This is a genomic window from Bradyrhizobium sp. 215_C5_N1_1 (assembly GCF_052075935.1).
Lineage (GTDB): Bacteria > Pseudomonadota > Alphaproteobacteria > Rhizobiales > Xanthobacteraceae > Bradyrhizobium > Bradyrhizobium barranii.
In genome coordinates this window covers 7981497-8006168 of the sequence record NZ_CP197228.1, presented here as the reverse complement: position 1 = coordinate 8006168, position 24672 = coordinate 7981497, and the positions used below count along the sequence as shown (strand labels likewise).

The 24672-nt window shown below is 64.4% G+C and carries 20 protein-coding genes; 8 read left to right on the top strand and 12 right to left on the bottom strand.

All coding sequences use genetic code 11. The features are described 5' to 3' along the window. Nucleotides 1-25: 25 nt before the first annotated feature. From AB7G19_RS38325 to AB7G19_RS38310, 4 genes are read left to right on the top strand one after another with little or no spacing between them, the layout of a single operon-like run. Complete coding sequence (locus AB7G19_RS38325; protein ID WP_063985816.1) at nucleotides 26-985, top strand: ABC transporter permease; 960 nt, start codon at nucleotides 26-28, stop codon at nucleotides 983-985. Next, nucleotides 951-1868: an ABC transporter permease gene (locus tag AB7G19_RS38320; protein ID WP_014491615.1), complete on the top strand. Its 918-nt coding sequence runs from the start codon at nucleotides 951-953 to the stop codon at nucleotides 1866-1868. Before AB7G19_RS38325 ends, AB7G19_RS38320 begins: the two co-directional genes overlap by 35 nt. Then, on the top strand, nucleotides 1868-2863 hold the full coding sequence (locus AB7G19_RS38315) for an ABC transporter ATP-binding protein (protein ID WP_014491616.1): 996 nt from the start codon (nucleotides 1868-1870) through the stop codon (nucleotides 2861-2863). Before AB7G19_RS38320 ends, AB7G19_RS38315 begins: the two co-directional genes overlap by 1 nt. Next, entirely contained in the window at nucleotides 2860-3828 is a 969-nt protein-coding gene (locus AB7G19_RS38310; RefSeq protein ID WP_071909320.1) for an ABC transporter ATP-binding protein, read from the top strand. The genes AB7G19_RS38315 and AB7G19_RS38310 overlap by 4 nt, the downstream gene beginning before the upstream one ends. 24 nt (nucleotides 3829-3852) lie before the next feature. Here the strand turns inward: AB7G19_RS38310 and AB7G19_RS38305 are convergent, their stop codons facing one another. The 4 genes from AB7G19_RS38305 to AB7G19_RS38290 all read right to left on the bottom strand — a co-directional run bounded on the left by AB7G19_RS38305 (nucleotide 3853) and on the right by AB7G19_RS38290 (nucleotide 8166). After that, nucleotides 3853-4476: an HAD family hydrolase gene (locus AB7G19_RS38305; protein WP_244623344.1), complete on the bottom strand. Its 624-nt coding sequence runs from the start codon at nucleotides 4474-4476 to the stop codon at nucleotides 3853-3855. Between the two features lie 129 nt (nucleotides 4477-4605). After that, nucleotides 4606-5631, bottom strand: coding sequence for a helix-turn-helix domain-containing protein (locus AB7G19_RS38300; protein WP_085401914.1), 1026 nt, complete (start codon nucleotides 5629-5631; stop codon nucleotides 4606-4608). A 229-nt stretch (nucleotides 5632-5860) separates the two neighbouring features. Beyond that, the gene (locus tag AB7G19_RS38295; RefSeq protein ID WP_085401915.1) at nucleotides 5861-7765 is read right to left on the bottom strand and encodes a sensor domain-containing diguanylate cyclase; all 1905 of its coding nucleotides are present in this window, start codon (nucleotides 7763-7765) and stop codon (nucleotides 5861-5863) included. Between the two features lie 179 nt (nucleotides 7766-7944). Next, complete coding sequence (locus AB7G19_RS38290; RefSeq protein ID WP_085401916.1) at nucleotides 7945-8166, bottom strand: dodecin; 222 nt, start codon at nucleotides 8164-8166, stop codon at nucleotides 7945-7947. Nucleotides 8167-8312: 146 nt separating this feature from the next. Here AB7G19_RS38290 and AB7G19_RS38285 point away from each other — a divergent pair, with 146 nt between their 5' ends. Further along, the gene (locus tag AB7G19_RS38285; protein WP_085401917.1) at nucleotides 8313-9194 is read left to right on the top strand and encodes a DMT family transporter; all 882 of its coding nucleotides are present in this window, start codon (nucleotides 8313-8315) and stop codon (nucleotides 9192-9194) included. Nucleotides 9195-9199: 5 nt separating this feature from the next. Here the strand turns inward: AB7G19_RS38285 and AB7G19_RS38280 are convergent, their stop codons facing one another. After that, complete coding sequence (locus AB7G19_RS38280; protein ID WP_085401918.1) at nucleotides 9200-10447, bottom strand: glycosyltransferase family 87 protein; 1248 nt, start codon at nucleotides 10445-10447, stop codon at nucleotides 9200-9202. A gap of 331 nt (nucleotides 10448-10778) precedes the next feature. Between AB7G19_RS38280 and AB7G19_RS38275 the strand changes: the two genes are divergently transcribed. Together AB7G19_RS38275 and AB7G19_RS38270 are read left to right on the top strand one after the other, a co-directional pair. Next, nucleotides 10779-11780 carry a glycoside hydrolase family 16 protein gene (locus tag AB7G19_RS38275; protein WP_085401919.1) on the top strand — a complete coding sequence of 334 codons (1002 nt, stop codon included), beginning with the start codon at nucleotides 10779-10781 and terminating at the stop codon, nucleotides 11778-11780. Nucleotides 11781-11782: 2 nt separating this feature from the next. Next, nucleotides 11783-13276: a GH1 family beta-glucosidase gene (locus tag AB7G19_RS38270; RefSeq protein WP_085401920.1), complete on the top strand. Its 1494-nt coding sequence runs from the start codon at nucleotides 11783-11785 to the stop codon at nucleotides 13274-13276. A gap of 42 nt (nucleotides 13277-13318) precedes the next feature. On the opposite strand, the gene AB7G19_RS38265 is transcribed toward AB7G19_RS38270, so the two are convergent. Continuing rightward, complete coding sequence (locus tag AB7G19_RS38265; protein ID WP_135216228.1) at nucleotides 13319-15460, bottom strand: WG repeat-containing protein; 2142 nt, start codon at nucleotides 15458-15460, stop codon at nucleotides 13319-13321. Between the two features lie 158 nt (nucleotides 15461-15618). Here AB7G19_RS38265 and AB7G19_RS38260 point away from each other — a divergent pair, with 158 nt between their 5' ends. Next, a complete protein-coding gene (locus tag AB7G19_RS38260; RefSeq protein ID WP_245344110.1) occupies nucleotides 15619-16908 on the top strand; it encodes an NAD(P)/FAD-dependent oxidoreductase in 1290 nt (429 codons plus the stop codon). Nucleotides 16909-16998: 90 nt separating this feature from the next. Here the strand turns inward: AB7G19_RS38260 and AB7G19_RS38255 are convergent, their stop codons facing one another. The 6 genes from AB7G19_RS38255 to AB7G19_RS38230 form a co-directional block, all read right to left on the bottom strand. After that, entirely contained in the window at nucleotides 16999-17556 is a 558-nt protein-coding gene (locus AB7G19_RS38255) for an HNH endonuclease (protein ID WP_063985805.1), read from the bottom strand. Between the two features lie 221 nt (nucleotides 17557-17777). Beyond that, nucleotides 17778-18755 (bottom strand): peptidyl-alpha-hydroxyglycine alpha-amidating lyase family protein, encoded by a 978-nt coding sequence (locus tag AB7G19_RS38250; RefSeq protein WP_085401923.1) that lies wholly within the window; start codon nucleotides 18753-18755, stop codon nucleotides 17778-17780. A 129-nt stretch (nucleotides 18756-18884) separates the two neighbouring features. Further along, nucleotides 18885-20660 (bottom strand): flavin-containing monooxygenase, encoded by a 1776-nt coding sequence (locus tag AB7G19_RS38245; protein WP_085401924.1) that lies wholly within the window; start codon nucleotides 20658-20660, stop codon nucleotides 18885-18887. A 77-nt stretch (nucleotides 20661-20737) separates the two neighbouring features. Next, nucleotides 20738-21823 (bottom strand): DUF2855 family protein, encoded by a 1086-nt coding sequence (locus AB7G19_RS38240; protein WP_085401925.1) that lies wholly within the window; start codon nucleotides 21821-21823, stop codon nucleotides 20738-20740. A gap of 98 nt (nucleotides 21824-21921) precedes the next feature. Further along, nucleotides 21922-23448, bottom strand: coding sequence for an acyl-CoA synthetase (locus AB7G19_RS38235; RefSeq protein WP_085401926.1), 1527 nt, complete (start codon nucleotides 23446-23448; stop codon nucleotides 21922-21924). A gap of 10 nt (nucleotides 23449-23458) precedes the next feature. Next, nucleotides 23459-24634, bottom strand: a complete 1176-nt coding sequence (locus AB7G19_RS38230) for an ABC transporter substrate-binding protein (RefSeq protein WP_085401927.1) — start codon at nucleotides 24632-24634, stop codon at nucleotides 23459-23461. Between the last annotated feature and the right edge of the window lie 38 nt (nucleotides 24635-24672).

Sequence of the window (24672 nt, the reverse complement as noted above, 5' to 3'; positions counted from 1 at the left end):
CCAGCTCTAGACGGGGTCTTTCCCTATGAGTCAGTACGTCCTGCGTCGCCTCCTGATCGCGATTCCGAGTCTTCTCGGAATCTCGGTTGTGCTGTTCGTCGTGCTGGCGCTTGCGCCAGGCGATCCGTTCTCGGAACTGGCGACGAACCCGAACGTCCCGCCCGAGGTGCAGGCCGCACTTCGGGCCAAGTTCGGCCTCGACGATCCGATCCACCTCCGTTACCTGCACTGGCTCAACGCGATGCTGCACGGCGACTGGGGTTTCTCCTTCGTCAGCCGGATGAATGTCGACACGCTGATCCTCCAGCGTCTGCCGGCGACGCTCTACGTGATCGGCTCGGCGCAGATCCTGGCGCTGCTGATCGCGATCCCCGTCGGTGTCTATGCGGCAACAAAGCCCTATTCGCTGTTCGACCAGATCGCCAATACGCTCGCCTTCGTCGGCTTCTCGCTGCCGACCTTCTTCACCGGCATTCTGTTCATCCTGATCTTCTCGGTTACGCTGGACTGGCTGCCTTTCGTCTATACGACCGACATCAAGGGCACCGGCATCCATTGGGTGCTGGAGATGATCCGGCAGGCGATCATGCCGGTGGCGGTGCTCGGTCTGTTTCAGGCGGCGTCGATGACGCGTTTCGTTCGCTCGGCGATGCTCGACGTGATCCGGCTCGACTACGTCACCACGGCGCGCGCGAAGGGCCTCGGACAGGCCACGGTCATCGTGAAGCACGTGATGCGAAACGCGATGATCCCGGTCGTCACCCTGATTGCGCTGCAGATGCCGGCCGTGTTCGGCGGCGCCATCGTCACCGAGCAGATCTTCCGCATCCCCGGCATCGGCTCGCTGCTGATCTCCTCCATCCTTTCCAACGACACGCCGGTGGTGATGGCCGTTACCTTCGTCTTCGCGTGCCTCGTCGTGCTGTTCAATCTCATCGCGGACGTCCTTTATGGCTGGCTTGACCCTCGCATCTCCCTCCGCTGAGCGGCGCGTCTACTCGCCCTGGCGCGAGATGTGGCGGCGCTACAGCCGCCACAAGCTCGCCGTGGTCAGTGCGTTTCTGCTCCTCATTCTGATCCTGGCGGTGGTGGCCGGCCCCTTCGTCTGGCGGGTCAAGATCGACGACATCGATATCGTGGCGGGCATGCAGGGGCCGTCGCTTGCCCATCCGTTCGGCACCGACGATCTCGGGCAAGACATCCTGGCCCGCATGATCTATGGCGGCCGCATCTCGCTCGCGGTCGGCCTTGCCGCGATGCTGGTCTCGGTCTTTATCGGTGTCCTGATCGGTGCGCTCGCCGGCATGTCGCGCGGCGCGCTCGGCCACGGCCTGATGTGGCTCACCGATCTCTTCCTGTCCCTGCCGCAACTTCCGCTGCTGCTGCTGCTGATCTATCTCTTCCGCGACGGGCTGAAGCAGATGTTCGGTCCCGAGGGCGGCATCTTCATCCTGATCGTGCTCGTGATCGGCGGCTTGCGCTGGATGCCGGTCGCGCGGCTGGTGCGCGCACAGTTCCTGTCGATCCGCGAGAAGGAGTTCGTCGAGGCCGCCCGTGCGCTCGGCGCAAGTCCGGTGCGCCAGGTGGTGCGGCACATCCTGCCCAATGCGCTCGGTCCCGTGATCATCGCCGGCACCATCGACGTCGCTGCCGCCATCATCGCGGAATCGACGCTGTCCTTCCTCGGCCTCGGCTTCCCGCCGGATACGCCGACCTGGGGCCGGCTCTTGTACGATGCCAAGGATTTCCTCGACATCGGCCCGCACTGGGCGCTGTTTCCGGGCGGCGCGATCTTCATCGCGGTGGTCGCCATCAACTTCATCGGCGACGGCCTGCGTGACGCGCTCGATGCGCGACGGGTGATCTGATGGCGCCGCTGCTGGAAATCAAAGGGCTGAAAACCCACTTCTCGACCGACGACGGCATCCTGCAGGCCGTCGACGGTGTCGACATCTCCATCAACAAGGGCGAGACGCTCTGTGTCGTCGGCGAATCCGGCTGCGGCAAGACCGTGACCGCGATGTCGATCCTGAAGCTGATCGCCATGCCGCCGGGCCGCATCGCGGCGGGCCAGATCATCTTCGAGGGCCGCGATCTCGTGCCGCTGACGAGCCGTCAGCTCGACGAGATCAGGGCCAAGGAGATCGGCTTCATCTTCCAGGAGCCGATGACCTCGCTCAATCCGGTGCTCACCATCGGCGAGCAGATCGCCGAGAGCCTGCGCCGCCATGAAGCGGTGACGAAGAAGCAGGCGCTCGAGCGCACCATCGAGATGCTGAAGCTGGTGCAGATCCCCAACGCCGAAGGCCGCGTGCACAACTATCCGCATCAGTTCTCAGGCGGCATGCGCCAGCGCGTGATGATCGCGATGGCGCTTGCCTGCAGGCCGAAGCTGATCATCGCCGACGAGCCCACCACCGCGCTCGACGTCACCATCCAGGCGCAGATCCTCGACCTCCTGCAGGATATGAAGGAGCGCTTCGGCATGGCGGTGATGCTGATCACCCACGCCATGGGCGTCGTCGCCGAGACCGCGCAGCGCGTCGTCGTGATGTATGCCGGCAAGGTGGTGGAGGAAGCGCTCGTCGACGACCTCTTCGGCAATCCCGGTCATCCGTATACACAGGGCCTGATCCGCTCGATCCCGCGCATCGATCTCGACAGCGAGCACAAGACAAGGCTCGAAGCGATCGGCGGCTCGGTCCCGATCCTGATCAATCCGCCGGTCGGTTGCCGCTTCGCCCCGCGCTGCAAGTTTGCCATGAACGTCTGCACCGAGAAGGAGCCGCTGCTGCGCGAGATCGCGCCCGGCCACCGCATGGCCTGTCATTTGGGAGATACGCAGTTGGGAGGCACGGCATGACCGAGCCCTTGCTCCGCGTCAGCGGCCTGAAGAAATATTTCCCCGTGCACGGCGGCCTGTTGTCGCGCCAGGTCGGCAGCGTCTATGCGGTCGACGGGGTCTCGTTCTCGGTCAACCGCGGCGAGACGCTCGGCCTCGTCGGCGAATCCGGGTGCGGCAAGTCCACCACCGGCCGCTGCGTGCTGCGCCTGATCGAGCCGACCGACGGCGAGGTCGTGTTCGACGGCCAGGACGTGCGCCAGCTCAGCGGCAATGATTTGCGCGCGATGCGGCGGAACATGCAGCTGGTGTTCCAGGATCCGTTCGCCTCGCTCAATCCGCGCATGACGGTCGGCGCCATCCTCGGTGAGGCCCTGATCATCCATAAGCTCGGGTCGTCGGCCAAGGAGCGCGAGGAGCGCGTCGCCAGCCTGCTCGTGAAGGTCGGCCTCAAGGCCGAGCACATGCGCCGCTACCCGCACGAATTCTCGGGCGGCCAACGCCAGCGCATCGTGATCGCGCGGGCGCTCGCGGTCGAGCCGAAGCTGATCGTCTGCGACGAGCCGGTGTCCGCGCTCGACGTGTCGATCCAGGCGCAGGTGATCAATCTGCTGGAGGATCTCCAGGCGGAGCTGAACCTCACCTATCTGTTCGTCGCGCACGACCTGTCGGTGGTCGAGCACATCTCCGACCGCGTCGCCGTGATGTATCTCGGCCGGATCGTCGAGCTGGCGAAAGCGAGCGATCTCTACCGCAATCCGCAGCATCCCTACACCAGGGCGCTGTTGTCGGCGGTGCCGGTGCCCGATCCCAAGCTGAAGCGTGAACGCATTCGCCTCAAGGGCGACGTGCCGAGCCCGATGAAGCCGCCATCCGGCTGCCACTTCCACACCCGCTGCCCGATCGCCCAGCCGCGCTGCGCGGAAAGCGCACCCGAGCTGAAGGAAGGGGCGGGCGGGCACTTCGTGGCGTGCCACCTCGCCTGACGTCGCGCGAGGCGGTGCGCCCGTTCATCCGTCCCTGAGCAGGCCGTGCGCCGAAAGGGCCTGCCGGAAAGCCTCCACCGACGTGTGATGATGCGCGGAGAGGCCCGCTTCCCGCGCGCCGGCGACATTTGCCGCGAGGTCGTCGACGAACAGAACGGTCTGCGGCGTCCTCTGTAGCTCCGACAGGCAGAGGCGATAGCAGCGCGGGTCCGGCTTGGCCGCCTTGAACCGGGCCGACGTGTAGATGCGGGAGCCGAACAGCGGACGCAGTTCCGGCAGCAGCGTGTCGATATGGTCGGCGACCAGCGTGGTATTGTTGGTCAGGACGGCAACATCGACGGTTTCATGCAGGCGGCGGGCAATCTCCAGCACCGCGCGATCGGCCTTCATCGAACGGCGGCGTGCCTCCACCCACTCATCGAGCGACAGGGGATAGCCGATGCGCTCGCCAAATCCCCGCAAATAGTCGGCGGCATCGAGGGTGCCGGAGTCGCCTAGAAGCTCGAATCCGCTCTCCCAGATCGCCTTGTAGACGAACTCACTGGTGGTCCCCGCAAGCTCCGCCAGAAACGCGACGCGCCTTCCTCTGTCGTATTCGCAGAGGACATTGTCCATATCAAAGAGGACAAGCTTGATCTCGTCAGGCACGGGAACGCTCCCGGCCGGACCGAAACATCCGGCCGTGCTCAAAGTCATATCCCACTGGAACGCGGGCGACAAATCCGGGCACAAAGGCCGGACGTTGCGATACTGGTGTCGAGCGTAGCAGCTTCATGGCTACGAGGTGCGGCGGCGGGCCAGTTGATGCAGCACCGTGTCGATGGTCGGGACCGCACCGGTCTCGCGGAGCCAATTGTCGGCCAGCTCCCTCAGTTCGCCCGGCGTCAAGCCGAACTTGCGGCGGAATGCGCGAATGAATGTGGAATCGCTGCTGAAGCGCATGCCGACGGCGAGGTCGATCAGCCGCGTGTCCTCCGCGGACGGCGATATCAGCTGGCGGAAAGCGAGATTGAGGCGCTGCTCCCTCACATAGTGCGAGAGCCCGCCATCCGCCTCGAACAGCCGATAGAGGGTCGCGCGCGAGATCTGGAAGTGGCGGCACAATTCGTCTGCGGTGAGCGCGTCGGTCTCGAGATTATCCGCGATGCGGCGCTTGATCACCGCAAGATAAAGATGTCGCTCGGCGCGTTCGACTCCGGCCGCAATGTCGGCGGTCCCGCCGGCGGCCGCGGCAACGATGTCGGCGATCGCGTCGATCGTAGCCTCGGCGCTGCCCGCCTCGGGCTCGGGTGGCAGCGTAAGCGCCGCGTAATGGCTGGCAAGCAGGCGCGTATGAGGATGGTTTGACGGCAGCAAGGTAGCCGTCGCCGAATCCGGATGAGCAAGCCGTGGTGCCAGCATGGCGCGTTGCAGGATGATCGCCATCAGGCGGGTACGACTGCCGCCGCCGCGCAACACCGTCCGGTTCGGCTGCGCCATGTCGATCAGGCAGATGGCGCCGGGCCCCATCGTCACCTCGCGCCGGCCCGAGCTGAACCGCATCTCGCCTTCGACACACAAGGTGATCTGAAAGTGGTCCATCGCACCGCGGGCGACGTGCGCGGGCGTCCGGTCGTATTCCTGATCGGTCGCGCGGGTATCGACCAGCAACGCATTGCGGGTCATCATCGTCACGGTGGTGACATGGAAGTCGTCCTCCGTGGTGAGCGGAACGACATCGCAGATGTCGGCTGTCATGGCGCGCAACTGTCTCAGCGCGTCCACCCCGCGCCCCGGGATGTCCGCCGGCATGGTCTCGTTCACGGCCGTCTCGTCTGCATTGCCCCACGATGAGGCCGTGCCGCATGGACCCGATCGTCGAAGTCCGGCGGCCCCCCAACATCGCCTCGGGATGTAGCCATTCAGAAATCAGTGCGCAAGCGATGGTGGGCAGGAATTGGCGCGCGCCGACGTGCCGCATGTGCACACCGCGTTAGCCGCGCTTGCCAGCTACGCAGGAAAGGGCGGCGTTCGCTACGCCTGGCAGGATTCGTCACGCGCTCTTCGCGGGCCAGGGCACGACCTGTCCCGACATCACCATACGGTCGCGGCCGCTGTCCTTGGCGGCGTAGAGTGCGCGGTCGGCGCCGGCGACCAGCGTGTTGCAGTCCAGCGCGGTCTGAGATGGAAGGCTTGTCGCAGCGCCGATGCTTGCCGTAACCAGCCGGGAGGGCGGATTCTGCGCATGCAGCATGGCGAGGTCGTGCAGTGCCTCGCGAATCCCTTCGCCGACTTCGGCGCAACCATCCGGGCCGGTGTTCGGCAACAGAACGGCGAATTCCTCGCCGCCGTAGCGCGCCGCGAGGTCAGCCGGGCGCCTGGCCTGAGCGGACAGGATCCGGCCGAGCGCGCGCAGGCAGCCGTCGCCCGCCTGATGTCCGTAATGATCGTTGAATTTCTTGAACTGATCGACGTCGATCAACAGGAGCGAGATCTGCGTGCCGTCGCGCCGGGCGCGCGCCCATTCCTCCGCGAGGCGTTCGTCGAACGCGCGGCGGTTGGCAAGGCCGGTCAGGCCATCGGTGGTCGCGAGCGATGCCAGTTTGTCCTGCAAGTCCTTCTGCTCGGTCATGTCGCGCACGACCGCGACGACACCGTCGACCTCGCCGCTGTCGGAGGCTCGGGTCACGTGCAAGGCCGCCTCGGCCCAGATATCGCCCTTGTCGCGATGGCGCTGGCGATAGACGAACCGCGCTTCCTCGGCCTCGCCGTTCTTCAGCGCTGCGATAGCCTGCTCGACCCGCTCCATGTCGTCCGCGTGGATACCGGCCACCGCCGACGTGCCGAGCAGCTCCTCGGGAGACCAGCCGGTGATGCGCGCGCACGAGGGAGAGACGTAGAGCAGCCGGTTATCCAGCCCGATCCGGGATACCATGTCGCTGGATTGCTCGGCGAGCAGGCGGAAATGGGCTTCATTCGCGACTAGGGCCTGCGCCATTCGCTGCCGCTGCCAGAGCTGGCGGACCAGGTAGAAGCCGATCACCGCGATCAGCGCGACGAGGCCGAGCACGAAGGCCGTGCGTGCGGCTGCCGCGCGTCGCCAGGGCGCCAGCACGTCGTCCTGCGACTTGCTCGCCAGCACCATCAGCGGATAGCGGCTGCTGCGCTGATAGTAGCTCAGCCGCTGCACGCCATCGAGCGGCGACTTGAAATAGTAGACCGCAGCCGCCGGGCGACTTTTCCATTCCCTGAACAGCGGCGCATTGGAGAGGTCGCGCCCGATGAAGGCGCCGCTCTCGTCGTGGCTGCGCGCCAGCATGATACCGGCGTCGTTGAGCAGCGATGCCGAGCCGTTCGACCCGACGTCGAAGCGCTCGTAGAATTTCGCGAAATAGGCGACGTCGATCGTGAGCAGCGCGACACCGGCAAAGCTGCCGTCGGGGTGGTTGATCCGGCGTGACGCGGTGATGATCCACTGGCCGCCGGCGCGGCTCTTGATGGGCCGCCCGATCAGCGTGTCCTTCGCCGGGGAATCACGGTGCTGCCGGAAATATTCGCGATCGCTGTTGTTGAGCTTGGAGAAGTCGACATGCTCGGTCGTGGCAAGCCATCGGCCGGTTTCGTCATAGACGAAGATGCCGCGGATGCGCTCCGATGATTTGCGGGTCGGCAGGTAAGTCTGGAGCTTCGCGATCGTGTCCGGGCCGGTTCCGTCGAGTTCGAGCCGATGGACCAGTCCGACCAGGATCGTATCGGCGAGCTCGAACGTGTCGTCCGCGTGCTGGACCAGCGAATGCGCGAGGTTGGCGACGTCGATCTCGGCGTTCCTGAGATCGGCGTTGTGCGTTTCCCATTCGCGCCAGACGCTCAAGCCGAGGATCGCCACGCAGATCAGCACGACGAATCCCGCCGCCCAGAGCGGAAGGCGCGTCTTGCCGAGTTCGCGGTCCGTGACCATCGGCTTGCTCCAAATCGGAGCAAACCTCTCACTTTGGTCTTAACGGCCTGTTGCAACTTCCGCGATGATTTTGCGCGTCCGTAGTCAGCCGGAGGAGATCGTCGATATTTTGATCGACTCTCATCGTCGGATGTTAACTACGCCGCCGCGGCGTGATGTTTCGTGCGGCGTCTGCCGCGTCAGTCCATCAGCGTGAAGCCGACGCGCAGCGTCACCTGGTAGTGGCGGACGGCGCCATTCTCGATGTGACCGCGTGTCTGCACCACCTCGAACCATTTCATCTCGCGAACGGTCTTGGCGGCGCGGCTGATCGCGTTCTTGATCGCATCCTCGATCGAGGTCTCGGATGATCCGACCAGCTCCAGGATCTTGTAGACGTGATCCGACTCGGCTGTGGGCATGGTACGTCTCCCTCGTTTGCGTTGCGGCACCACCGCCACCCGCTCCCATTTGAACGGGTACCGGCGTTCCGGGTTCCATCGTCCGCCATGGCCCGCATGCGCCAGCCGAGGTGGAGTGCGCCGCACCCGCCTGCTAAGCGCTGTCCATGGATACGGCGCGGCGCGACAGGACGATCGGCTCTCTCTGCCTCGGCGTGACGGCGTTCGGCTGGGCGCTGAACTGGCCATTGATGAAGCTGCTGCTCCAGCAATGGCCGCCGCTGTTCGCGCGCGGGCTGGCCGGCGTCTGCGCCTCGCTCATTCTCGGCGCGCTGGCACTGAGCCGGAAGGAATCCTTCGCCGTTCCGCGCGAGGCGATTCCGCGGCTGTTGTTTGCGACCCTCACCAACGTCCTTGCCTGGATGGGGCTCGGCACGGTCGCGATGAAATATGTGACCGTGAGCGAGGGGGCTCTGCTCGCCTATACGATGCCGATCTGGGCCATGCTGTTCGCCTGGCCGGTGCTGGGTACGCGGCCGACCATGCGGGATATTTTGGGTCTCGTCCTCGGTGTCGCCGGCGTCGCGCTGCTGCTCGGCGGCAACGGCTTTGCGTTCGGCGCCGACAAGCTGCTCGGCATTGCGCTCGCACTGCTCTGCGCCATCCTGTTCGCGCTCGGCAATGTGCTCAACCGCAAGCCGCTGCCGATGCCGCCGCTCGTGGTCGTCGCCTGGCAGGTTGGGCTCGGCTGCGCCACGATGCTGATCCTCGGTATCCTGTTCGAGCATCCCGACATCACCGCGATCACCCCGCTGGGACTCGGCTGCTTCGTCTATATGACGCTGGTGCCGATGGGCGTCTGTTACGTCACCTGGTTCGAGACGCTGCGCCGCCTGCCGCCAACCTCCGCCTCGACCGGCATGCTGATCGTCCCCGTGATCGGCGTCGTCTCCGCCGCGGTCATCCTGGGCGAGCCGCTGGGCCTGCGCGAATGGGCGGCGATGGCGCTCACGCTCGGCGGCGTGACGCTGGCGTTGCAGCGGGCGTAGAGGCGTTATTCCGCGGCCTGCGACAGGATGGGCGCCGACTGCGTCCCGCGCCACAGCAGCCGCAGCAGCAGGACCAGGAGCGCCATCAGGGCGAAGCCGCCCAGGGCGGGCGCGAAATGTTGGTCGGGATCGGCCTTCTGCCCGAATTGCACTGCGAGCCGCCCCGATTGCAACAGCCCATAGGCTCCGGCGAACAGGATCAGCCCGTATATGACGCTCCGCTCGCGCGGGCTCGCCATCCTGGCGAGATCGGGCAGCATCAGGGCCAGGCCGATCCCGACCATCGGCAGATCGTAATCATACGCATAGGGGCTGATCATCACGGATACCATTACGGCGGCACCGAGCGTGAAGGCCGGTGAAGCGCCCCGCGCCGCACCGAGAAGGACGGCGAACAAGGCCAGCCCGGCAACGGCCGTCTGTCCCCAGAAGGCGGCGCTTGCGGGAAGGCCGGCCTTGTACAGCGCCGCATAGGTCGAGATCATGCGGAAGAGTGGGTAGAAGCCCTGCTCGAGATAGCCCGCCGATTCCCTGATCGCTCCGAGCCACGCGAACCAGATCTGCCACCCGAAGAGGAGCGTGCAGAGCAGTGAGCTCGTCAATACGACGGCCGCGGCCGTTCCGAGCGCAATCCAGCGCCGCGTCACCAGCAGATAGACGCCGGCGGCAATCGCCAGGTGCGGCTTGATCACCATGGCGCCGAGCGCGAGGCCGGCCAACAGCTGACGACGCTCAACGTTGAGGCAGACGAGCCCGATCAGCGCCCCCGTCAGAAAGCCGTTCTGCCCGCAGCCGATGGTGATCGCCATCGCCGGAAACAGGATCACCAGCACCTGCGCGAAATTCCGGTCGGCGATCGCCCGGAGCGTCACGAGATAGAGCGCAAGTGTCGCGGCGGTGAAGAGGAGATAACCGACGCCGACCGGCAGGAATGCGAACGGCGCGAGCAGGAGGTCGTATTGCGGCGGATAGGTCCAGGGCATGAAACCGGTGGCGCCGCCGGCGGCCTCCATCTGCATCTTCAGCAGGGCATCGAAATGATAGACTTGGTCGAGATCGCCGCGCCAGACGTGCTGCGCGACGATGTGAAAGGCATCGAAATCGGCGAGCTCGCGATCCGTCCAGCCGCCGAAACGTGCGAACCAGAAGGTCTTGAAGACGGCGATCGACGCCAGCGCCGCCAGCACGTAGCGGATATAGGCAGTCCGCTTCGACGGCGAGGACTGAACCGCTTCCAGCGTCTCGGCAAACATGAGCGACGACCTTGGACCTGATGGATCGGCGGTTGGGCGGGCAGGGCCGCGGATCCCGCCCAAACTGCCATCGGAGGCTTAAGGGACGGTAACGAATGCGGAAGGATTTGGCGCCGGCGCCCCTCTGGCGGAGCCGGGCGCGCGGAACTGGCCCGGTTAACCGCCGATCTTGCGCCGGGGTGACGCGATTCCCGGCCGGCCCGAATGCGATGTCGAGATGACCATTTCGAAATCGCCCGCCGGCACAGATGGCCGTGCTTGCCCGCTCGAAGACAGGCGAGCTAACCTGCGCATATCCTGCGAAGCTTTCTGCCAAGTTCGATGTGCGGTGATGATCGACAGTTGGACGAAGGGCGCTCTGGTTGCGATCGGCCTGTCTGCCGTGCCTGCGCCGGGCGTCGCGCAGGACGATCTCGATGCTGCGCCCGGCACGATGACGCTGCAAGTGACCACCGATCCCTCCATGATCGAGTGCCGCAAGCTTGAGACGGTCAATCCCGCCTTGCTCGCGTTCCTGCCGCTGCGCCGGACTTTCAACGATGACTTTGACGAGCATCCGCTTGCGACAGGTCGCTGGGTGCCGCATTACGCCGGCGGTGCGGCGTGGCCGGAAGCGCGCTATTGGGGCGGTGACGGCTCCGACTTCAAGCGCAAGACCAGCGCCAATGGCGAGCAGCAGATCTACGTCGATCCGCGCTATTCGGGGCGTGCGGGGATGCCGCTTGGGCTCGATCCGTTCAAGGTGAAAGACGGTGTGCTCTCGATCGTCGCCAGCCGCACGCCGCCGGAACTGAAGTCCGTTCTGTTCAACAACGAGTACATCTCGGGAATCCTGACCACGCAGGGCACGTTCGCGCAGAAGCACGGCTATTTCGAAATCCGCGCCAAGGTGCCGGTCGGTCACGCCGTGTGGCCGGCGTTCTGGATGCTGGCGGACGACGGCGGCTGGCCGCCGGAGGTCGACGTGCTGGAAGGCCGGGGCGAACGGCCCGGCGATCTCGTGATGACGACGCATTGGCGGATTCCGTCGACCCAGAAGATTCAGTCCTGCGGCTTTGACTATGCGGTCGGCGATGCCTCCAGCGTGTTCCACAATTACGGTGTGCTGTGGGAGGAGGATCGCCTGGTCTATTTCATCGACCGCAAGCCGGTCTCCGACATCAAGGTGCCGATCGGCTTCGACGATCCCATGTACATGATCGTCAATCTCGCGATCGGATCGAAATTCTTTCTCGGTGTCGGTCCGGTCGATGCGGAATCACCGCCCACCGTCGCATTCGAGATCGACCGGATTTCCGCCTATCAGATCGACATGGAGCAGGCTCGGAGATAGCGATGTCAGCTGATGTCTCGCGGCGCGATCTTGCGAAGCTCGCGGGGCTCGCCGCGCTTGGTGCAGCGGCGGGTGCCAAAGCTGCAGATAACAAGGCTGCGGATAACAAGGCTGCAGATAATGAGACGCCCGCATCGGCCGATCGCCACGCGCCCTTTCCCAAGGACTTTTTGTGGGGCACAGCGACCTCGTCCTACCAGATCGAAGGCGCCGTCGATGAGGACGGCCGCGGCCAATCGATCTGGGATGTCTTCAGCCACACGCCCGGCAAGATCGAGGACGGCTCGACTGGCGACCGCGCCAACGAGCATTATCACCGCTACAAGGACGACGTCGCGCTGATTAAGGCGCTCGGCGTCAAGGCCTACCGCTTCTCGATTGCGTGGCCGCGGGTGTTTCCGGATGGATCGGGCCAGCCCAATCCGAAGGGGCTCGATTTCTACAACCGGCTCGTTGACGAGCTGCTCGCGAACGGCATCGAGCCCTATGCGACGCTCTATCATTGGGACCTGCCACAGGTGCTCCAGGATCGCGTCGGCGGCTGGCAGTCGAGCGACACGTCGAAGGCTTTTGCAGATTACGCCGCCTATGTCGCCGCGCGCCTGACCGATCGCGTCAAAACCATCTTCACCGTGAATGAGGTCGGGCGCTTCGTAAATTTCGGCTATGGCTGGGGCATCGACGCGCCCGGCCTCAAGCTGCCGGCGGCGCAGCTCAACCAGGCGCGCCATCACGTCGCGCTGGCGCATGGGCTTGCCGTGCAGGCGATCCGCGCGTCGGGCCGCGCCGGCACCCGCGTCGGTGCCGCCGAAAACATCGCGGCCTGCGTGCCCGCGATCGCAACGCCGGAAAATATCCGCGCCGCCGAGATCGCGACGCGTGAGCTCAACGCCGGCTTTCTTGGCGTGGTGCTGGAGGGCAAGTACACCGACGGCTTCCTCGCCTATGCCGGCGCGGATGCGCCGAAATTCACCCCTGAGGAATTGAAGATCATCGGCACGCCCAACGATTTCGTCGGGCTCAACATCTACGCGCCGCAATACTACGTCACGGCCTCTGATCGCGCGCCGGGCGTCCGCGTGCTGCCGTTCCCAACCTCGTTCCCGCACATGAACTCGGAATGGCTGCGGGTCGGCCCTGAGGTGATCTACTGGGCCCCGCGTCTCGCCGCAAAAATCTGGAACATCGAGACCATCTATATCAGCGAGAACGGCACCTCGTCCGAGGACAAGATTTCCGCCGACGGCCAGGTTTACGATCTCGACCGCATCATGTTCCTGCGCAATTACCTGACCCAGATGCAGCGTGCGATCGCCGAGGGCGTGCCGATTCGCGGCTATTTCCTGTGGAGCCTGATGGACAATTTCGAGTGGATCTACGGCTACGGCAAGCGCTTCGGCCTCTACCGGGTCGACTTCGAGACCCAAGCGCGCGTGCCGAAGCTGAGCGCGGCGTTCTATCGCGACGTGGTGATGCGGAATGCGATCGGGGTGTGAGCCGAAGGCGACGCTTCTATCGTCGTCTTGCGCACATCGAACTTACGGCTCGATCTTGCATTCGAACGGGGGCGCCAGGGATGGCGCGGGATTGACATCGGAGCATGCGATCCCCGGGACCGAATGGTTGCGCCGGTCGATCGGGCACCATCTACCTTCTTGCCTGGCCCAGGCGATGCCACGATTGCGTGGCGCGAAATAGACGGGTTCGTCATATTGCGGCTCGACCATCACGTGTCCTGCCGTGTCGACCAGCCCCCATTTGCCGTTTCTCAAGAACGTCAGAAGTCCGAAGTCGAGATTGGCGCCGACGCGCTCGGCATCGGCGTCGATCCAAACCTCGCCGGCGGGAGACAGGATCACGCGCTTTCCGCCAGCCTGCGACATGAGCGCGCTGCTGATATCGCACATGACGCCCGGGCGAGGTTGCATGACCCAGGATTGATCCTTGAGCCGCATGATGCCTGTCGCTCCGTCGGTCGAAGCAAAGACGGTGCCGTCTTGTCGGATTCGAACGGCGTCGAATTTGGGCTCGATCAGCCATGTCCCATCCGATTTCATGACGCCGCGCTTACCGTCAATGGACGCGACAAAGGGATCGGGATTGGTCGAAAGGTAGTCGAATCGGGGCTCGACGAGCCAACTCCCGTCGGACCTGATGCGTCCCCATTTGCCATCGACTTTGGCATTCCTGGCATCCCGTCCAATTCGCACGACTGCCTCGAACTGCATCGGCGCGATAGGCTGCAAGCGTGCGTCAACAAGCTGGAACGTGTCTCCGGTTTGCAGGGTGTACGGCGGTGCGGCGCCGCATGTCGCATCGATCAACCGGCTTCCAGGAGGTTGCAGAGGATTTCCGCCTTCCGTGAAATACAGCCATTGCTTGTTCTTGTAGGCGATCAGCCGCTTGTCTTCACAATGCTGGACGGGTTGATCGAACGCTGCGTCGAGCACAGTACGGCCGTCGAGGTCCAGAAGACCCCAGTGGTCCGCCTGCTTGAAGTGCCATCCGTACGGCACCTCGGAGGAGCCTTCGTTACGGGCAATCGCCAGATAAATTTGCTGGTGACTGGTTTGGAATATCCAGGATCCGGACTTGTCAATCACGCCGAAGCTGCCGTCTCGTTCTGCCGATGTGCGCCCAACGCCGAGCCTGAACGGCCAGGCCGTGTCGAAGACGGGCTCGATGGCGAATTTCCCTGTGCCATCAATGAAGCCAACCTTGCTGCTGAGAGTCACGCGCGCCAGGCCGTCACTTAGGGCTTCCGCCCGCTGAAACTTCGGCTCGACCAGCCAGCTTCCATCGGCTTGCAACAACCCCCACAATCCGCCTCTTTCGACCCAGCGAACTGATGGACTTGTCTTGTCGAATTCGCGCGATGGCGGCGCCGCCGGTTCTATCCATTGTCCGGAGAGATCGATCACGCCATTCGTCTTGAATTCGAAGGGGGCGGAGACACTGACGCTGTTTGAGGTGTAGGTGGTCCTTATCCCCGAGAAATCCTCGGCGCCAATGGTTCCGCCGCGTCGCGGAAAATCCGACACGCGGAAGCGGTCGGGACCGATCGCCTCGATGAAGCCGTATGTCGGCGCGAAGATCATCTTGCCGTCACGATCGATCAGGCCCGACTTGCCCCCGACCTCGACTTGCGCAAAGCCAAACTTGTAGTCGTCCACGAGGCCGTATTGCGGTGCGGCGACCTCGTGCCCCTCGTCGTCGACGAAGCCGTACAGTCCTCCGCTGCGAACTGCGGCGCGTTTGTCCGAGAAGTCGCCGACCCAATCGTATCGCGGCGGCACGGCCACCGAACCGTCAGGCCGAACCGCGCCGCACAGGCCGCCCGGGAAGGTGCACACGGCCAACGGAGAGTCCACCGGCTTGCCGGATCCCGAGCGGTCCTTGGCCGCGATCTCGGCTTGAAGGACGGCCTTGCCGACAGGCGTAAGCTCCGACGGCATGTCCTGTGCAGTCGCGCCATTCGTGAACGCGAGAACAAACAATGCGACTCTGAACCAGCTGCATGCACCCATCGCGACTTTCCCGGTATTCCGATTTTGGTCGAATACCGATGATCCGTGGCGAGAACGTGTCAGAACATGGTGTTGCAACCTAAGAGATTGCGCCGCATCGAGTCTGGCGAGTACCGCAGCTGAACGCGGCGTTCTGTCGTAACGCTTGGGCATCGCGGCCGCTCCGTTGCAATCGAAACAAAGATCCCGCGATTGGAAACATTCCCGTAGTGCGGTCCACGCACAGAAAGGTGGTGAATCGAACCAAAGGAATAAGTATGAGCCGTCATTTTGGGCAACGCGCGGTTGTCATCGGAGCGGGGATTGGAGGATTGTCTGCCGCCGGTGCGCTTTCTTCCGCCTTCCAGGAAGTCGTCATTCTCGAACGCGATGTCCTGCCGGCTTCGATCATGTCCCGCGCCGGCGTTCCCCAGGATCGGCATCCGCATCTTCTTCTGGCCGGTGGGCTGCAGGCCCTCGACTCCCTTTTCCCGGGTTTCGCGCAGGATCTTGCCGCCGCCGGTGCAGTTCCCGTGAATGTCTTCAAGGACGTCCAGTACGAGCGGCCAGATGTCGGCGCGCTGCCAAGGCGCGACTGCGGGACGTCGCTGCTGTGCGGCTCGCGGCCGCTGATCGAGCATACGCTGCGCCGAAAGGTGACTGCGATCGCCAATGTCAAAGTGCAATCGCAGAGCCGCGTGATGGAGATTGTGCCGGCTGCAACCCGGCCGATGGTGAAGTTCGAGAACGACGCAGGCGTTGGTGCGGCGATCGAGGCGGATCTCGTGGTGGACGCATCCGGCCGCGGCGCGCCGACGCTCGGCCTGCTCGATGTGCTTGGCTGGGAGCGGCCGCAGGAGACCGTCGTGGGCGTCGACATCAGCTACACCACCGCGGTTCTGCGGCCGGGGCGAACCTCGTTCGACTGGCAAAATCTGGTCACGTTGCCCGATCCCGCCGCGTCGGCGACAGCCGGCTTGATCATTCCTCTCGAAGGCGGGCGCTGGTTTACATCGATCTCCCATCACGGCGCGACGAATTGCCCCGGCACGTGGGAGGACTATCTTGCGGCTGCGCGCCAATTGAAGACGCCGGCGATCTACAACGCAGTCTACAAGCTCTTGCCACCCGGAGGCCTCCGGCATTTCGTGTTTGACGCGAGCCGCTGGCGGCATTTTGAACGGCTCAAGCGGCTGCCGCGCGGGATTCTCCCCGTGGCGGACTCGCTGTGCCGGTTCAATCCGGTCTACGGGCAGGGCATGACGGTCGCCGCGCGAGAGGCAAAGTTGCTGCGCGAGATCCTGGATCGCGTCGCCGGGGAGGCGGACCCGATCGAGGCCCTCCAGGCTGGGTTCATGTCCGAAGTGGGCGCGCTGCTTCAGGCACCCTGGAACATGGGCGTGAACGCTGACTTCGCCTATCCAACCACGCGCGGCGAGCGCCCGGAGCGGTACGAGGAAAGCCGGCAGTTCGAAGCCGCTCTATTCCGGGCTGTCGTGGCCGATCCGGTGGTCCAGCGCGCGTTCTCGGATGTCGTGCAACTCATGGAGCCGTTCGACCTGATCAATTCGCCCGATATCCGCCAACGAATCGAGGCTCATTCGCTGGCGCAGAATGCGTGACGTTCGATAAAACGAACCGAGGACCCGACGGGTCCTCGATCTTTCGATTTCAGCAGGTCGCACGAACGGCCGAGCGCGAACAGCGTCGCCCTACGGATCCAGCTCCGTATCCCAGTAGAGATAATCCAGCCAGCTGTCGTGCAGATAGTTCGGCGGGAACAGGCGGCCGTTGCGGTGGAGCTGGTGCACGGTCGGCGCGAACGCGCTCTGGCGCGGAAACATTTTTGCCTGCGCCGGCGTCAGATTACCCTTGCGCAGATTACAGGGCGAGCACGCCGCGACCACGTTCTCCCAGGTGGTCTGGCCGCCTTTGCTGCGCGGGACGATGTGGTCGAAGGTGAGGTCTTCGGGCGAGCCGCAATATTGGCAGGCAAAACGATCGCGCAGGAAGACGTTGAATCGGGTGAACGCGGGATGCGTGGTCGGCTTGACGAAGGATTTGAGCGAGACGACGCTGGGCAGCTGCATTTGCAGCGTGGGACTGTGGACCGCCTGATCGTAATGCGCGACGATGTTGACGCGGTCGAGGAACACCGCCTTGATCGCGTCCTGCCACGACCAGAGAGACAGCGGGTAGTAACTCAGCGGCCGGAAGTCCGCATTCAGCACCAACACCGGCCAACTGCCTTGCGAGACATGTGCGTTCAAGTAACGCTCCTGGCCTCCAATATACGCTGCGAAGCAGCATGTACTGACATACTACATGCAGCGTGACGGGATTGTGAAGCCCGTTGAGCGACTTATTCAGATGCACGCAATGCGGCGGCGGGGTGGCAAAGCGCTCAAAACCGCCGTGATTTGGGGGGCGAGGACGACGCCGGGGGGAGGCAGGGTCGGCCCGACAGCGCATCGCGGCTTCGCCCGCCCAACTATTCCCGCACCCGCTCCAGCTTCTGCAAGCACCGCGTGGCGCGCACCACGGCCGGCATCTCCTGGTCCGGAAAACTCGTCTTCCAGTCGGTGACGCCGACCTCGCCGACATAGATGTCGCCCTTCGAATCCAGCGCGATGCCGTGCGGAGCCAGGAATTTTCCGCTGGCGACACCCGGCCCTTCTTCGCCGCCGAGCCGCGCGATGCGTTTGCCTTGTGCGTCCACGATCGACAGCCGCGGGCCGAGATTGGGCACCTTGCGGTTGACGGCGAGGCCCGGGCCGAGCTCGCCGATTACGAATGTCGGGCTCTTGCCGCCACCACAGCAGCACAGTGCGCAGGGCCGGTGCAGGTTGTTCCACTGCGTCTCGTACCTGCCCTCCCCATCGAACACCTGCACGCGATGGTTCTCGCGGTCGGCGACATAGACAAAACCGTCGGCGTCGGCGGCGATGTTGTGCACGATGTTGAACTGGCCGGGATCGGTGCCGGGCTCGCCCCAGCTCTTGAGCAGCTTGCCGTCCGGCGTGAACTTGTGCACGCGCGCATTGCCATAGCCGTCGGAGACGTAGATATCGCCCTTCGGCGACAGCGCGGTATGGGTGCAGCGATGGAACGGATCGCCGCTCATGAACGGCGACGGCTTCTCGGGGATGCCGATCGTCAGCAGGACCTTGCCGTCGGTGGTGCATTTGCGCACGGTGTGGTCGCCGTCATCGGTGCAGTAGAGATTGTCGTCGGCATCGATGTGCAGGCCGTGCGCGCGGGAGAACAGGCCTTCACCCCAGCTTCGGAGGAAATTGCCCTCGCGATCCAGCACCACCATCGGATGGCCCCCCCGGTTGAAGACGTAGACGCGGTCCTTGCTGTCGACGGCGACCGAGGCGACGTCGGTCAGCGTCCAGCCGTCGGGCAGCTTCGCAAAATTGTCGACGACGCGGTAGCGGTGCTCGCCGGTGCCGAGAATGGCAGGCATTTGTTTTTCCTCTTCTTCGTTTCAGCGGCGCGATCGTCTCTACACTGTCATTGCGAGCGCAGCGAAGCAATCCAGACTGTCTTCGCGGAAAGATCCTGGATTGCTTCGCTGCGCTCGCAATGACGAGGCTTAAGCGGCGCCCGCCTCACGCCCCAAAATCCCTTCCTCGATCGCCTTGATCTGGAGCGCGAGATATTTCGAGTTGATCCGGCACTGCGCGAGGCTGCCGGCGATGAACCACAGGCCGGGCTGCTTCGTCCGCGCGTACATGTTGCGCAGCTCCAGGCCGTCGCCAAAGCCCCAGACCGGGCCGACGCGGTCGGCGACGCCGTCGCCGAACAGTTTTCGCACCAGATATTCCTGCGGCTTGTAGCCGGTGGAGAGCACGATGAGGTCGGCCGGAATGGTCGCGCCGTCCTTCATCCGTGCGCCTTCGGCCGTGAAGCTCTCGACGTCTGCAAACTGCCTGAGCCCGATCGCGCCCTCGACGATCAGGTTGGAGCAGCCGACATTGAAATAATAGCCACCACCGCGGGTGAGGTATTTGAACTGCCAGCCGGTGCCGGCCTCGCCGAAGTCGAGCTTGAATCCGACTTTGCGCAGGCCGTCGAGCAGCTCCTTGTCGAGCTCCTTCGACTGCTCGGTCAGCATCACATGGGTTTTCTTCGCGAGCGGCGTCGGCATCGAGGTCGCGATCAGGTCGTTGTCCTCGAGCGTGCCTTCGTTGTAGGTCGCATAGGCGAGCTGGGCCGACGGCTCGATATTGGTGACCAGCGTCGGCGAGCGCTGCACCAGTGTCACCTCGGCGCCGCTGGAGCAGAGATCCTGCGCGATGTCATGGCCGCTGTTGCCGGTGCCGATCACGATGGCGCGCTTGCCGGTCCAGTTCTCGCCGTCCTCGTAGCGGCTCGAATGCAGCAGCGTGCCTTTGAAATTGGCGAGGGTCGGAATATCAGGCACATTCGCGATGCCGCTGACGCCAGTCGCCATCACCACATGGCGCGGCCGCATGGTGCGCTTGCTGCCGTCGGCGCGCCGCAGCGTGACGGTCCAGCAGCCCTTCGCGTCGTCATAGCTGCCGCCCTCGAACTCGGCGCCGGTCCAGAAATCCAGCTCCATCGCGTCGACATAGGCTTCGAACCAGTTGGCGAGCTTGTCCTTCGGGATGTAGGTCGGCCAGTTCGGCGGGAACGGCATGTAGGGCAAATGATTGACCTGCACCTGGTTATGCAGGGTCAGCGCGTGATAGCGCTTGCGCCAATTGTCGCCGATCCGCGTCTCGCGATCGACGATCAGCGTGTCGATCTTCAATTGCTTCAGCCGTGCTGCAATCGCAAGGCCGGCCTGGCCGCCGCCGACCACCAGCACGGCAGGATCGCGATCGGCGTAGTCGCGGGCTGCGTTACGCAAATCGAGCCAGTTCGGCCCGCGGAAATCGCGTGAATAGGCCTGCCCCCGCGGACGCGACGTGCCGAGTTGCTCCTCGAAGCCTTTGAGCTCATCGAGCGCGGTGAGCAGCGTCCACGCCTTCAGCCGGTCGCCATCGGCGGTATCGGGCACGAGCCGGACGATGCCGCTGCCGCGACCGATCACGGTCTCGAAATTGAAGATGATCTCGATATTGCTGGTGCCGGCGCGCGTAACCCAGCGCGGCGCCGCGCGGTTGGGCGCGATCGTGAAGCTGGTCGGCGCCGCCCGTGGCGCGAGCGCCCTCAGCGCTTGGGCAATCCGGTCGTGGCCCGCGATCGTTTGCAGGTTCCAGCTCAGCGCCAGCACATCGCGCCAAAAACTGTCGGCGAGGAAGAGATGGTCCAGTGCGGCCGGATCAGGCTTGCCGAGCGAGCGCTCGAACTCATCGAGCCAGGCTTGCGCCGAGACGGAAATATCCTTCGTCTTGTCCAGCATGCGCGACCTCGTGGCCGTCTTCGCGGCGTTTCCTCTGAGGTTGACGCTATACCGGTTCGAGGAGCCTCGAAAGCGGTTTACCCGAGCAGAGAGAGCATGTGGCCCTGCTCCGGCGGAATACGCCCTTTCAGCGTATCGAGAAACACCTGCCGCACCGCGTCGGGTCCGCGGCTCTCGACCACGGTCAGGCTTCTCTCCAGGAGCGGCGCAAAGCCGGACCATGCCGCGCCAAAGCGCTGCTCGATGCCGCCCGGGCCCCATTCCTTGGCGCGCTTGCGGATCTGGTCGGGCGCGAAGAACCAGCGCGGCTTTGCACCGGGCAGCTCGCCTTCGTCGGGCTCGGTGGCGCGATGCGTCAATCCGACGCGTACGGAGCATTTCATCCGGTCGCCGAAGTGCCGATGCAATCCGGCGCGCAGCGCACTGTTGCCGGCCATGTCAACGAAGGCGATCGGCGCGCCCGATGGCAACGACGCAATGCGGTCATAGGTGACGACCTCGTCACAGCAACCGAGCGACGAGACAAAGTCGACATTGCCGGCGGACGTCAGCCCGATCACCTTGCGGCCGCGCGCGTGCAACAGATGCGCAAGGCCGAACGCGGTCTTGCTCGAGGCGCTGGAGAGCAGCACGGTGCGGGCGCCGAAATCGTCGTTCTCGGCCAGAAAGTCGTCGACCAGGAACGACAGCATGAATAGCGGCCGCAGCAGCGCCTGGTAATCGCCCTTCCGGCCGGCGTAAGCGGGATCGCCGCTGACGCGGGCATAGGCGTTGTAGACCGGCGCCACGCCCTGCCGGTGTGCGGCACCGTCGCGAAGGCCGCGCTTGCTCACGTCGGTCGCCTCGATGACGAGATGCGTCGCCATCGGGAAATAGCCGAACAGGCGCTCGCCCACGGCGATGTTCGGATGACTGGACGCGAGCACCTCGCCAAAGCCCCATACCGGAATGTTGCCAAAACCGTTCGGCGCGGGAAAGAGCTGCCAGTATTTCAACTCGTCGCCCATCACCGCATAGGTGATGTTGTTGGCGGTGAAGGCGAAGCGGTCGACCTTCACGAGCAGGGCGTCAGGCGGCAGCGTATCCGCGCCGGGAAGCTCGGTCGTGACCACCTTGCACTGGTCGAGGTTATCTTTCGCAACGACGAAGTCGATCGATGTCATGGCTTTGATCCGGGCTCTGTCTGCGCCGGCATTTCATCGTTCACCCATGATCTTTTTGCAACAGCAACATAGTTTAAAACGCCGTTCGCAGCCGTTCGTTACGCGCCGGCGCGTGCGTGGCCCGCCCAATAGGGCTCACGCAGCTTGCGCTTGAAGATCTTTCCCGTCGCCTCGCGCGGCAGCGCGTCGCGGAATTCGACGTCCTTCGGCACCTTGAAATTGGCAAGCCGCTCGCGCAGGAACGACTGGACCGCCGCGGACGAGAGCGCTGCGCCCGGCTCCGGCTCGACATAGGCGCAGAGCCGCTCGCCAAATTCCGCGTCGGGAATACCGAACACCGCGCAATCGCGCACGCCGGGCATTCCGATCAGCGCATTCTCGATCTCCGCCGGATAGATGTTGACGCCGCCGGAGATCACCATGTCGCGCTTGCGGTCGCACAGGAACAGATAGCCGTCCTCGTCGAGATAGCCGACGTCGCCGACGCTGACGAGACCGTCGCGGCCCGCCTCGGCGCGGGCCTCGGCCTTGCCGTGATAGTCGAAATCCGGCACCGAGGCCTGCCGCATGTAGATTTCACCGGGTTCGTTGACGTCGCACGGGCTGCCGTCGGCGCGGAAGATCTTGACGACACCGCCCTCGATGGCGCGGCCGACGGTGCCGGGCTTCTTCAGCGCCTCCGCCGCGGAGTGCCACACCGGAATTCCGGTCTCGGTCGAGCCGAAATATTCGTTGATGACGCCACCCCACCAATCGATCATCGCCTTCTTCACGTCGGGCGGGCAGGGCGCCGCGCCATGAACGACAAAGCGCAGCGACGACAGGTCGTAACGCCGCTTCACGTCGTCGGGCAGCCGCAGCAAGCGGACGAACATCGTCGGAACCATATGCATGTGCGTGACGCGATGGCGCTCGATCAGTTGCAGCAGGTCTTCGGGATCGAAGCGCGGCTCCAGCACGATGGTGCAGCCACTGCGATAGGCTAGCATGCCGTAGGAGTGCGGAGCGGAATGGTACATCGGGCCGTTCATCAGCACGACCTGATCCTCGTTCGGCTTCACACCGTAGGCGATCGCCCCGACGCGCTCGGAGGCTGCGACCTGCTCGGGGCGCATCGGCATGCGCCGCACCCCCTTCGGCATGCCCGTCGTGCCCGACGTGTAGAACATCGGCGCGCTGCGGCGTGGCGGCTGGGTGAGTTCCGCCTGGCTGTCCCGCCATTTGTCCCAATCGGTCAATCCGTCCGGCACCTTTGCGAGTGCAGCGGGGATGTCGAACGCGCCGGCGATCTCCGGCGGCGTCGGCACGACCATCAGCGCCAGTTCCTCCGGCAGGCCGTCGCGAATCTGCGGCAGCAGGTCGGCATGGCAGATCAGGATGTCGGCGCCGCTGTCGGCCAGGATATAGCGGACTTCGGCAGCCTTCAGATGCCAGTTGATCGGCACCACCGGTCGGCCGAGCGCGGCGGAAGCCGCGACCACCTCGAACAGGGCGAAGTCATTGCGCAGCATCATGGCGACCGGCGTGCCCTCGCGCCCGCCGAGCGCGCTGATCCCGCCTGCGGCCCGCCTGATCCGCGCATGGAGTTCTGCATAATCGATCCTGCGCTCGCCGCTGATGATCATGGGATGTCCTCTACCGGTCATCGAGAATGCCGCCGAACGGCACCCAGCTCTTGCCGTTGAAGCGGCGGAGCTGCAGCTGCTGGAACGGCAGATAGTCGTCCGGACCGGTCGACACGCTCATTCCGGGCAACAGCAGCGGCAGCTTCACCTCTTTCAGCGACGCGGCCTGCTTCAAGATGTTGTCGCGGCTGACATCGTCCTTGCAGGCGTTCAGCACCGTCATCAGCAGCGTGGCATAGTGATAGCCCGCGGCGTAGTTGGAGTTCGAGAGATCCGCGGTCGGCATGTATTGCTTCATGAACGCGAAATATGACTTCACGCCGGGATCGTCGGCCCATTGCGGGTCCATCGTGTCCTTCTGGTTGCTCGACGAGATCAGCCCGACCGCATTGTCCAGTCCCGCCGGCTCCAGGAACGAGATCGAGGAGGCCGAGGTCGGCACGAACAACAGCTCCGGCTTCCAGCCGATCTCGGCTACACCCTTGACCATCTGCGAGGTGAACTTGCCGAGCACCACGCCAAACAGCACGTTGGCGCCTGACGCTTTCAGCGTCGAGAGCTGCGAGCTGATCGTCGGCGCGCTGGTCTCGTAGCTCGCCTCCGCGATGATCATGCTTGCGGCCTTGGGCCCGAGCGCGCGCTTGAAGCCCGCGACATAGTCGCGGCCGAAATCGTCGTTCTGGGACAGGATCGCGATCTTCGCGTCGGGCTTGGCCTGCAAGATATACTTGGCATAGACGACGCCCTCGGATTCGTAGGCCGCCATGCCTGGCATCGTCCAGGGATTCTTCTGCGGATCGGCCCATTTGGTGGCGCCCGAGAGCACGAACAGCTGCGGCACCTTCTTGGCGTTGAGGTAACGCTGCACGGCGCTGTTGGTGGCGGTGCCGAGCGAGCCGAACATCATCAGCACCTCGTCCTGCTCCACCAGCTTGCGGGTCTGCTCGACCGTCTTCGGCGGCGAGTAGGCGTCGTCCAGCGTGATGAACTTGACCTTGCGGCCGTTGATGCCGCCCTCCGCGTTGACCTTCTCGAAGAACGCCTCCTGCGTCCGTCCGATCGCGCCGAAGCCGGATGCCGGACCGCTATAGGGCAGGGTCTGCCCGATCCGGATCTCGTCCGCACCGGCGCTGCCGGCGGCAAGCGTCAGCAAAGACAGGCCTGTCAGCGCGGCTGTCAGCTTCATGATGTCCTCCCGTTTGTCTTGTCAGTCCAATTTTCTTG